Annotated in this window: 10 protein-coding genes and 1 pseudogene; 2 read left to right on the top strand and 9 right to left on the bottom strand. The window is 72.1% G+C overall.

The genetic code is table 11. The features are described 5' to 3' along the window. Positions 1-114 precede the first annotated feature (114 nt). A pseudogene (locus ABZS97_RS31460) lies at positions 115-1611 on the top strand (tetratricopeptide repeat protein); the annotation flags it as partial. Between the two features lie 19 nt (positions 1612-1630). On the opposite strand, the gene ABZS97_RS31455 reads toward ABZS97_RS31460, so the two are convergent. The 8 genes from ABZS97_RS31455 to ABZS97_RS31420 all read right to left on the bottom strand — a co-directional run bounded on the left by ABZS97_RS31455 (position 1631) and on the right by ABZS97_RS31420 (position 8979). After that, entirely contained in the window at positions 1631-2422 is a 792-nt protein-coding gene (locus ABZS97_RS31455) for an SDR family NAD(P)-dependent oxidoreductase (protein WP_356143151.1), read from the bottom strand. A 64-nt stretch (positions 2423-2486) separates the two neighbouring features. Further along, a complete protein-coding gene (pcaD, locus tag ABZS97_RS31450) occupies positions 2487-3614 on the bottom strand; it encodes a 3-oxoadipate enol-lactonase (protein ID WP_356143150.1) in 1128 nt (375 codons plus the stop codon). Then, positions 3611-4951 (bottom strand): 3-carboxy-cis,cis-muconate cycloisomerase, encoded by a 1341-nt coding sequence (gene pcaB / locus ABZS97_RS31445; protein WP_356143148.1) that lies wholly within the window; start codon positions 4949-4951, stop codon positions 3611-3613. Before pcaB ends, pcaD begins: the two co-directional genes overlap by 4 nt. Further along, a complete protein-coding gene (gene pcaG, locus ABZS97_RS31440; protein ID WP_356143147.1) occupies positions 4948-5553 on the bottom strand; it encodes a protocatechuate 3,4-dioxygenase subunit alpha in 606 nt (201 codons plus the stop codon). Before pcaG ends, pcaB begins: the two co-directional genes overlap by 4 nt. A 6-nt stretch (positions 5554-5559) precedes the next feature. After that, positions 5560-6333, bottom strand: coding sequence for a protocatechuate 3,4-dioxygenase subunit beta (pcaH, locus tag ABZS97_RS31435; RefSeq protein ID WP_356143145.1), 774 nt, complete (start codon positions 6331-6333; stop codon positions 5560-5562). A gap of 20 nt (positions 6334-6353) precedes the next feature. After that, positions 6354-7556, bottom strand: coding sequence for a thiolase family protein (locus tag ABZS97_RS31430; RefSeq protein WP_356143143.1), 1203 nt, complete (start codon positions 7554-7556; stop codon positions 6354-6356). Next, positions 7553-8197, bottom strand: coding sequence for a CoA transferase subunit B (locus tag ABZS97_RS31425; protein ID WP_356143141.1), 645 nt, complete (start codon positions 8195-8197; stop codon positions 7553-7555). The genes ABZS97_RS31430 and ABZS97_RS31425 overlap by 4 nt, the downstream gene beginning before the upstream one ends. Continuing rightward, the gene (locus ABZS97_RS31420) at positions 8197-8979 is read right to left on the bottom strand and encodes a CoA transferase subunit A (protein ID WP_356143139.1); all 783 of its coding nucleotides are present in this window, start codon (positions 8977-8979) and stop codon (positions 8197-8199) included. The genes ABZS97_RS31425 and ABZS97_RS31420 overlap by 1 nt, the downstream gene beginning before the upstream one ends. A gap of 264 nt (positions 8980-9243) precedes the next feature. Here ABZS97_RS31420 and ABZS97_RS31415 point away from each other — a divergent pair, with 264 nt between their 5' ends. Next, positions 9244-9714 (top strand): MarR family transcriptional regulator, encoded by a 471-nt coding sequence (locus ABZS97_RS31415; protein WP_356143137.1) that lies wholly within the window; start codon positions 9244-9246, stop codon positions 9712-9714. Positions 9715-9745: 31 nt separating this feature from the next. Here ABZS97_RS31415 and ABZS97_RS31410 read toward each other — a convergent pair whose 3' ends face one another. Next, positions 9746-10741, bottom strand: coding sequence for a DUF3048 domain-containing protein (locus ABZS97_RS31410; RefSeq protein WP_356143135.1), 996 nt, complete (start codon positions 10739-10741; stop codon positions 9746-9748). Between the last annotated feature and the right edge of the window lie 2 nt (positions 10742-10743).

Genomic DNA, 10743 nt, shown 5'->3' with positions numbered 1-10743 from the left:
GCTGTTCCCCCGGGACCACATCCCCACCACCGCACCCCCCCCCCCGCGCCCCCCCCCCCCCGCCCCGCCCCGGCCGCGGGGGCGCACCCCGCGCGGGCCCGCGGCCCCCCCCCCGCCGCCCGCCACCTCCTCGAAGTGCACCCGGACGACGACCCCGAGCTGGTCGAGCAGATGCGCGAGGCCGCCCGCGAACACCTCGCCGTCGGCGCACCCGACGCGGCGCGGCGCTGTCTGGAGCGTGCCCTCGACGAGCCGCCGCTTCCCGAGGTCCACGCGCGCGTGCTCTACGAGTTGGGCTGTGCCACCCTGCTGACGGCGCCCGCCACCACGATCGGCCACTTGCGCGCCGCCCTGGAACGGCCGGGCCTCGAAGGCGACCTGCGGGTGGACGCGGTCTTCCGCCTCTCCCAGGCCCTGCTGCACAACGACCAGCTGGACGAGGCCGTCCGCACGGTCGACGCCGAGGCCGCCCGCCTCGCACCGGGCCCCGCCCGCATGCGGCTGCAGGCCGTGCACTACATGTGGGAGGGCATCCACGCCGGGGAGGAGCACTCCCCGAACCGCTCGCGCAGCCTTGCCGAACTCGTAAGGACGTGCACCGGCCGCGACAACTCCGAACGCGCACTGCTCATACTGCGCGGTTTCGACGCGATGACCCGCGGCGAGAGCGCCGAGGAGGTCGTGGAACTCTGCGACCGCGCCCTGGTCAACGGACGCCTCGCCCCCGGACTCGGCTGGACCGACACCGAGTGGGGCATCGAACTCCTCATGATGCTGGGCAGTTCGTACGCCTACGCCGACCGGCTGGAGCGCGCGGAGAGCCTCTTCAACGAAGCCCTGCGCGCCTACACGACCGCCGGGTGGAGCGGCGGCCACCTCGCGCTCGCCCACGCGTTCCTCGGCCTCGCCTACCGCAGGCAGGGCCGTCTCAGGGACGCCGAGACCATCCTGCGCGAGTCATTGCGGCTGGCCGAGCGCGTCGGCCGCGGGCTGCCCCTGTACTGGTCCGCGACCTGCGGACTCGTCGACACCCTGCTCGCCCGCGGCCATGTCGACGAGGCCGCGGAGATCGCCGAGCGGTACGGCTTCGCCCCGCCCTACCCGTCCACGATCGTCCTGCCGGACACCCGCTCCGTACGCGGCCGGCTGCTGCTCGCCGTCGGCCGCACGAAGGAAGGCGTCAACGAACTGGAGGTGGCCGAGAAGGAGGCCGCCGCCCGCGGTCACCACAACACGGTGCTGGCGCCCTGGGCCGTGGACCTCGCCCGGGCGCTCGCCCACGACGACCCGCCGCGTGCCGCCGCCCTCGCCGCCGACGCCCGCCGCCAGGCCGAGCGCTTCGGAACCGACACGGCCATCGGCGAGGCCCTGCGCTGCGCCGCGGCCCTGGCCACCGGCCAGCAGGCGGTACGGCTGGCCACCCAGGCGGTCGCCTATCTGGAAGCCTCCCCCTGCCAGTACGAACACGCGGCAGCACGCGTCGAGTACGGCATCGCCGCGCGGTCCGTCTCCGAGCTCAACAAGGGCCTGGCACTGGCGCGTTCGTGCGGCGCGGACGGTCTGGTGGTCAAGGCGGAAGAGGTGCTGGCGACGGGGCGCGGGCTGCGGTGACGCACGCCCCGGAGCTGGTTCAGCTCTTGAGGAGCTGATCCGTGACCGCCGCCAGGCGTCCCCGGACCTCGGGGTCGTACGTCTCCGCGTGCGCCCGCGACGGGCTCGTACCGTCGTAGTACCGGCCGGTCCCCAACTCCTGGCCGGCCAGGGCCAGTACGCCCGCCGCGCCGTCGGCGACGGTGGACCACGGGCTGATACCTGCCTCGCGGACCATCGTCGTGTCCATGTACGTGGCCGGGTGGAGGACGTTCACCGAGACGCCGCTGCCCGCCAGCTCCTCGGCGAGCGAGAACGTGTGGGCGGCGAGTGCGAACTTGCTGCGGCAGTACGCCGAGACGCCGTTGTAGCCGCGGGTCAGCTCCGGGTCGTCGAAGTCCAGCGGCTCCTGGCCCGCGGAACCGACGTTGACGATGCGGGCGGGGGAGTTCGCGCGCAGCACGGGCAGGAGAGCGTGGGTGAGGGCGACGGGGGCCAAGTAGTTGACCGCCAGGCGCAGTTCATGGCCGTCGGAGCTCAGCTCACGGTCCTCGCCGCGTGCTCCGCTGCCCACACCGGCGTTGTTGATCAGTACGTTCAGGTCCGGGTGCGCCGCGGCAACCTGTTGACCCAGCTCGCCGACCTGGGCCAGCGAAGCCAGATCGGCGACGAATCCCCGGGCGTCGCCCTCGGCGCGCAGTTCGTCGACGAGCCGCTCGGTGCGGCCCGGGTCGCGGCCGTGCGCGAGGACGGTGTGCCCGGCGCGGACCAGTTCGAAGGCGACGTGACGGCCGAGGCCGGAGGTGGAACCGGTGATCAGGATGGTGGACATGTTTCCACCGTAGGCATACGGCGGAGGCGTCCGCGAGATGCTGCTGAAGCTACGACCACCAGGATCACCCTCCGCTGCCGTCCTCCTCGGCCAGCACCCGCTGCGCCGTCGCGAACGCCGAGTTCGCCGCCGGAACCCCGCAGTACACCGCGGTCTGCAGGAGTACGGCGCCGATCTCCTCCGGGGTGAGCCCGTTGCGCCGCGCCGCCCGTACATGCATGGCCAGCTCGTCGTAGTGGCCGTGCGCGACCAGCGCCGTCAGCGTGATCATGCTGCGCTCGCGGCGCGAGAGGGTGGGGTCGGTCCAGACCTCGCCCCAGGCGTAGCGGGAGATGAAGTCCTGGAAGCGTGCGGTGAAGGGCGTCTGACGGTCCTGCGCCCGGTCCACGTGTGCGTCGCCGAGCACCTCGCGCCGCACCTCCATGCCCCGCTTGGCGCCGCCGGTGAGGTGGGCCCGCAGCGCGGTCAGTACGGCCACCGGGCACTGGGCGGGCGCCAGATGAGAAGCCCCGGGAAGTTCCACGAGCGTGGCGCCGGGCACCGCGTCCGCGATCTCCCGCAGATGCGGGGGCGGCGTCGCCCGGTCCTCGCGGCCCGCGATGAGCAGGGTGCGTGCGGCGATCTCCGGGAGCCGGTCGCGGAGGTCGAAGGCGGCCAGGGCGTCACAGCAGGCGGCGTATGCGTCCGGGTCCGCGGTGCGCTGGTCCTCGACCAGCCGCGGCACGGTGAAACCACCCGTGAACCAGCGGGAGTTCGCGGACTCGACGAGCCCCGCCAGGCCGCCCCCGCGTACGGCAGCCGCCCGCTCCTCCCACGGCTTCGAGCCGTTGAAGTGGGCGGACGAGCAGATCACCGCCAGGGACGACAGCCGCTCAGGGTGGTGCACGGCGAGATGCAGTCCCACCGCGCCGCCCAACGACACGCCCGCGTAGGCGAATTGCCCGATGCCGAGGGAGTCGGCGAGCGCGAGCACCAGATCGGCGAGGTCGCCGACGGTCGCGCCCGGGCCGATCAGGCCGGCCGCGGAGCCACCGTGCCCCGGCAGGTCCCAGCGGACCACCCGGTGGCTGATGGACAGTTCGGGCGCGACCTGGTCCCACAGGGCGAGGGAGGTGCCGAGCGAGGGTCCGAGCAACAGCGGGGGAGCGGAGGCGGGACCTTCGGCACGGTGGTTGAGGAGTGTGTCGGTCAACGTCGCTCCAGAGCACGGTCGGTGAGGGCCCCGGCGGAGCCGGTGTAGCGGGTGGGGTCGGTGAGATCGTCGAGGTCGACGTCCTTCAATTCCGGTTCCTCGGCGAGGAGTTCGGGGAGCGTGCGGCCTTCGGTGTGGGTGCGCCGTGCCAGGCCGGTGAGCAGTTCCTTGGCGCGGGCGCGGCCGAGCAGGGGTGTCAGCGCCGCGGACAGTCGCTCGGAGACGATCAGGCCCCGGGTCACGTCGAGGTTCCGGCGCATCGTGGCGGGGTGCACCTGCAGCCCCTCGGTGAGCTCGGCGGCATGGCCGGCGGCGCCGCCCACCAGGCGCAGCAGGTCGCGCAGCGGCGCCCACTCGGCGTGCCAGGCCCCGGCCGGCCGCTCGTCCTCGGCGGCGAGAGAGCCGTACAGGGTGGCCGCGAGCTGCGGGGCCCGCCGGGCGGCCGCCGCGAGGAGCGTGGACCGCACCGGGTTGGCCTTGTGCGGCATGGTCGACGAACCGCCGCCACTGCCCTCGGCCACCTCGCCGATCTCGGTGCGCGACAGCGTCAGCACATCCACGCCGAGCTTGCCCAGCGCCCCCGCCGTGAAGGCCAGGCAGCCGGCCAGGTCGGCGACGGGTGTACGGAGCGTGTGCCAGGGCAACGGCGGTGCCGCGAGGCCCACTTCGAGGGCGTACGCCTCCGTCAGCGCGCCGGTGTCCTCGGCGCCGTACGCCTCGAAGGCCGCCAAGGTCCCGGCGGCCCCGCCGAGTTGGGCGGGCAGCGCGTCCCGTACCCGGGTGATGCGGTCCCTCGCGTCCAGGACCAGTGAGCGCCAGCCGGCCGCCTTCAGCCCGAACGTCGTCGGTACGGCGTGCTGGGTGAGCGTGCGTCCGGGCATCGCCGTGTCGCGGTGCTCGGCCGCCGAACGGGCCAGTGCCTGTGCGGTGCGGGCGAGGTCGGCGAGGATCAGGTCCAGGGTGCGCCGGGCGACCAGCATCGTCGCCGTGTCCATGATGTCCTGGCTGGTCGCACCCCGGTGGACGTAGGGGCCGTACTCCTCGCCGACCGCCGCGGTCAGGTCGGCGACCAGCGGGATGACCGGGTTGCCACCGGCCGGGGTGCGTGCAGCCAGGGAGCGGATGCCGAAGCCCGCCGGAACGGCTGCCTCGGTCACCGCTGCCGCGGCCTGGGCCGGGGCGAGCCCCAGCGCGGCCTGGGCCCGCGTCAGCGCGGCCTCCGCGTCGAGCATCGCCCGCAGATAGGCGTGGTCGCCGGTCTCGGACGCGGCGGCGGACAGCCCCCACTCGGGGGCGAGCAGGCCGGTGTCGGCATACGGAGCGGACGTGAAGGTCACTCGAACTCCAGGAAGACCGTTTCGCCTTCGCCCTGAAGGCGGATGTCGAAACGGTACGTGCCGCTGTCCTCCCGTACGGCGATCAGCGTGTCGCGTCGCTCCTCGTCCAGCTGGGACAGCAAGGGGTCCGTGGCGTGCGCCGCCTCGTCGCCCGGCAGGTAGATCCGGGTGAACAGGTGCACGAGCAGACCGCGGGCGAACACGCACACGCTGATGTACGGCGCGCTGTGTCCGCGTGCTCCGGGCCGCAAAGTGTGCGCGGTCCAGTGCCCGTTGGCGTCGACCTGCACGCGTCCCCAGCCGGTGAACTCCACGCCGTTGCGGCCCAGATAGCCCCCCGTCGCGGCGTCGCGCCTGATCGAGCCGTCGACCGTGGACAGGGTGCCGTCCGTGTCGGGTCCCCACAGCTCCAGGAAGGCGTCCGGCAGCGGATTGCCGTCGCCGTCGTACACGTATCCGCGCAGGGTGAGGGTGTCCGGGTGGCCGAGGGGCGCGATGTCACCGCCGCCGGGGAAGGGCAGCGCGTGGCCGTAGAAGGGGCCGACCGTGTGCGAGGGCGTGGGCAGCACGGTCTCCGGCCTGGTCGTGTCGATCTTCGTCATGGCGGGTCAGCGCCCTTCTTCGATCCAGGTGGCGGTCGGCCCGTCGAGCACGATGTCCCAGTGGTAGCCCATCGAGAACTCGGGCACCGACAGGCTGTGGTCGTAGGTCGCCACCAGCCGCTGCCGGGCCGCGTCGTCCGTCACGGACTGGATGATCGGGTCGTAGGGGAACAGCGGGTCGCTCGGGAAGTACATCTGTGTCACGAGCCGCTGTGTGAAGGCCGAACCGAACAGCGAGAAGTGGATGTGGGCCGGTCGCCAGGCGTTGACGTGCTGACGCCACGGGTAGGGGCCCGGCTGGACGGTGGTGAAGTGGTAGAAGCCGCTGTCGTCCGTCAGCGTGCGGCCCACGCCGGTGAAGTTCGGGTCCAGCGGGGCGTCGTGCTGCTCGCGCTGGTGGGCGTAGCGGCCGGCGGAGTTCGCCTGCCAGACCTCGACCAGCTGACCGCGGACGGGGCGCCCGTCGCGATCGAGGACCCGTCCGGAGACGGTGATGCGCTCGCCGATCGGCTCGCCCTGGTGCTGCCGGGTGAGGTCGTTGTCGATCTCGGTGATGTCCCGCTCCCCGAAGGCGGGGGAGGACAGCTCCACCAGCTCCGGGTCCTTGCTCACGTCGATGGTGATCGGCGGCTGCTTGGGGTGCCGCAGCACCGAGGAGCGGTACGGCGCGTAGTCGCGGCGCGGCTGGTGCTCGACGGGGGCGCCGTCGGCGAGGCGCTTCTCGTACGCGGCGTGCTCGGCCGCGATCTCCAGGTCGATGTCGGCTTGTGTGAGAGTCATGGGGGTTCCTGGTGCTTCCTTCAGCGTTCGAGGACGAGGGCGAGGCCCTGGCCGACACCGATGCAGAGGGCGGCGACGCCGACTCCGCCGCCCTGGCGGGCGAGTTGGTGGGCGACGGTCCCGGCGAGCCGGGCGCCGGACGCGCCGAGCGGGTGGCCCAGGGCGATCGCGCCGCCCCGGGGGTTGAGAATCGCGGGGTCGAACTCGGGCCACTCGGCCACGCAGCCGAGCACCTGAGCGGCGAAGGCCTCGTTCAGCTCAAGAGTTGACAGGTCGTCAAATCCCTTGCCCGCCTTGGCCAGGGCTCGGTTGACGGCTTCGACGGGGGCGAGGCCGAAGTACTGCGGGTCGATCGCGGAGACGCCGGTCGCCGAGACGCGGGCCAGGGGTTCGCGGCCGGTCGCATTCAGCCCGTCCTCGTCGACCAGGAGCAGGGCGGCGGCGCCGTCGTTGAGGGGGGAGGCGTTGCCCGCGGTGACCGTTCCGTTCTCGGTGCGGAAGGACGGCTTGAGCTTGGCCATCGCCGCCAGGGAGCCGTCCGGTCGTACGCTCTCGTCGGCGCCGACGACCACCGGGTCGCCCTTGCGCTGCGGGATCGTCACCGGCGCGAGCTCGGCGTCGAACAGGCCCGTCTGCTGGGCGGCGGCCGCCTTGCGGTGGCTGTTGAGGGCGAACTCGTCCTGCTGCTCGCGGCTGATCTTGTGCTTGTCGGCGATCAGTTCCGCGGACTCGCCGAGCGGGATCGTCCACTGCGGATCCATCCTCGGGTTGACCATGCGCCAGCCCAGCGTGGTCGAGTACAGCTCGGCGTGCCCGGCGGGGAAGGGCCTGTCGTTCTTGGGCAGTACGTAGGGGGCCCGGGTCATGGACTCCACCCCGCCCGCGAGCGCGATGTGGGCGTCGCCGACCGCGATGGCGCGCGCGGCCTGGATGACCGCCTCCAGGCCGGAGGCGCACAGCCGGTTGACGGTCACGCCCGGCACCGAGGTGGGCAGCCCCGCGAGGAGGGCGGCCATCCGGCCCACGTTGCGGTTCTCCTCACCGGCGCCGTTGGCGTTGCCGAAGTACACGTCCTCGATCCGGGACGGGTCCAACTTCGGTGTACGGGCGAGGAGTTCGCGAATGGCGTGGGCGGCCAGGTCGTCCGGGCGCACGCTCGACAGGGCGCCGTTGTAACGGCCGATCGGCGTGCGCACGGCATCGACGATGTAGACGTCCTTCACTGCAGGTCCTCCGCAACGGTCAGCTTGGCGTCGGTCTTGGCGATGATGTCCTCGATGCTCACGCCCGGCGCGCACTCCACCAGGAGCAGACCGTCGGCGGTGACGTCGAGGACGCCGAGGTCGGTGATGATCCGGTTGACGCAGGCCTGGCCCGTCAGCGGCAGGGCGCACTCCTGAAGGATCTTCGGGCTGCCGTCCTTGGCGGTGTGCGTCATCACCACGATGACGGTGCGGGCGCCGTGCACCAGGTCCATCGCCCCGCCGATGCCGGTGATCAGCTTGCCGGGGATGGCCCAGTTGGCGAGGTCCCCGGCCGCGGAGACCTGCATGGCACCCAGGACGGCGACGTCGATGTGCCCGCCGCGGATCATCCCGAAGGAGAGCGCCGAGTCGAAGAAGGAGGCGCCCGGCAGCACGGTGACGGTCTCCTTGCCCGCGTTGATCAGGTCCGGGTCGACCTGTTCGTCGGTGGGGTAGGGGCCGGTGCCCAGGATGCCGTTCTCCGACTCCAGGATCACCTCGACATCGTCGGGGAGGTAGTTGGGGATCAGCGTCGGCAGGCCGATGCCGAGGTTGACGTACTGCCCGTCCCGGAGCTCTCGCGCGGCGCGCGCCGCCATCTCCTCGCGTGTCCAGGCCATCAGGCACCCACCGTCCCTTGTGCCGCGGGCGCGGAAACCGTGCGCCGTTCGATCATCTTCGCGCCTGCCTGCTCCGCCGTGAGCGCGACCACCCGCTGCACGAAGATTCCCGGCAGGTGCACCGCGTCCGGGTCGATCTCCCCGGGCTCCACGAGCTCCTCGACCTCCGCGATCGTCACGCGCCCGGCCATCGCGGCGAGGGGGTTGAAGTTGCGGGAGGACTTGTTGAAGACCAGGTTGCCGTGCCGGTCGCCCTTCCAGGCGCGTACCAGCGCGAAGTCGGTGCGGATGCCGCGCTCCAGCACGTACTCGGTGCCGTCGAACTCCCGCACCTCCTTGGGCGGCGACGCCACCGCGACCCCGCCGGAGCCGTCGTAGCGCCACGGCAGCCCGCCGTCGGCGACCTGGGTGCCCACCCCGGCGGGGGTGTAGAAGGCCGGAATCCCGGCCCCGCCCGCGCGCAGCCGTTCGGCCAGCGTGCCCTGGGGGATCATCTCGACTTCCAGCTCCCCGGCCAGGTACTGCCGGGCGAACTCCTTGTTCGCGCCGATGTAGGAGCCGGTCACCCGGGCGATCCGCCCCGCCGCCAGCAGCACCGCGAGACCGGACTCCATCGCCCCGCAGTTGTTGGAGACCACGCCCAGACCGGAGATTCCCCGCTCGTACAGAGCCTGGATCAGCACGTTCGGCACACCGCTCAGTCCGAACCCGCCCACGGCGAGCGTCGCACCGTCCGGCACATCGGCCACGGCCTCAACGGCTGTGGCGACCACCTTGTCCATCCGTGAAGCCCCATCTCTACCGAGCGTCCAGCACCGCATTTAGTCAGGGCACTGATTATTTATCCGAGGTTTCAAACACGCTGCCACCGGATCTCCTGGCAGTCAAGACCCCGAATGAATGTGCAGGTGAGAGTCTCCATGCCACGTAGGAGACAGGGTGAGGTGCATCCTTGTATCGTTCAGTACACCAACGAATCAGTACACCGACGAAACGAACCCGACGCGCGGCGAGGTGCGGCGCGTACCCGGAGCTGAGGAGCGCACATGGCCGCGGTGGACCTGTCCACGCACCCCGGGCACCTGGCCCGGCGGCTGCAGCAGGCGCACTACCTGCTCTGGAACGCGATGGTGTCGGAGGAGATCACGTCACCGCAGTTCGCGGTCCTGAACGCGCTCGTCGCGGAGCCGGGCCTCGACCAGCGGACCGTGGGGGAGCGCGTGGGCCTGGACCGGTCGACCATCGCCGAGGTGATCAGCAGGCTCGGCCGTCGCGGGCTGCTCGACAAGGTGCGCGACCCGCAGGACGGCCGCCGCTTCCTGCTCCGCCTGACGGACGAGGGAACGCGTACGCACCGCAAGCTCACCGTGCGGACGGCCCGGATGAACCAGGTCTTCCTGGCCCCGCTCTCCGCGGAGGAGCAGGGCGTCTTCTTCGATCTCATCCAGCGCGTCTCCGACGCCGCCGAGGGGCTCCGCAACCCCGCTCCCGCGGATCCCCTCGTCACCCAGCGCTGACCTCGCGTGCCGCTTCCCGCCTTCTCCTGGCTCACGCCTTCGCGAAGATCACCCACACCTGGCCCTTCGCGAAGTTCATCGGCGCTCCGTCCGCCGTCGTGAACTCGGTGCCGCCCGTGGCCGTCGCGCGCTTCCAGCCGACGTCGAAAACCTGTCCGTCGCGCAGCACCTCGGCCTTCCCCGCACCCACGGTCTCCGTGTACGGCGTGTTGTTGCCCAGGTAGTCGTGGAACTTCGACGCGCGCACCTTCACGTGCTGCACCACCACGGTCGCGGGAGCCACCCGCTTCCCCGACGTCAGGACCGTCGGCGTCCCGTCCATCGACACCAGCCAGCGCGACCGGCTCGTGGACCAGGTGAAGGTGAAGCGGGCCGAGGGGAAGCGGACCGTGCGCTCGCTCTCCGGGCTGCCGCCCGCGGGCGCCGCACCGTAGTGGAAGCCCGTCGTCAGGGCCCCGGAGCCTGCCGCGGTCCCCACCAGCTGCTGGGGGTGGAGATAGAGATTGTGCGGAGCGGGCTTGTCCGCGCCCCGGTAGAAGCCGTCGGTCCCGCTGTCCGCCGGCCGCGCGTGCAGCGGCGCCTTGTCGATCAGTGGCAGGAGCTTGTGCTGCGCCCCGGAGAACGCCAGCGTCGGGTCGTCGAACTGGCGCAGCAGCTCCAGATCGGACTCGCGGGCACTGCGCACCGGCCCGACGGACTTCGGCAGCTGGGTCGCGTACACCGCCATCAGCCGGCTCAGACCGCCCTCGACCTGCTCCGCGTACACGATGTCGGCCGCGTCCAGACCCGTCTGGGGGCGGGCCGCACTCACGTTGTCGATCTTCACCGCGAGGACCGAACCGCCGCTCGGCGCCGTCCTGTTGTCCTGCCCCGTACCCTCGCTCTCCCCCTGGCCCTGTCCCCGGCCGCGCCCGTCGTCGACTCCGCCACCACGCACGGTGCAGCCCGTGCTCAACGAGCCCACCACCGCCGCGGTCAGCAGCGCTGCCGTCATCGCACTACGCCGCACCCGCGCCACCTGTCTCATGG

The organism is Streptomyces sp. NPDC005485 (assembly GCF_040606085.1).
Classification (GTDB): Bacteria; Actinomycetota; Actinomycetes; order Streptomycetales; family Streptomycetaceae; genus Streptomyces.
The sequence above is the reverse complement of the archived record's forward strand: the minus strand, read 5'-3'. Positions and strand labels throughout refer to the sequence as shown.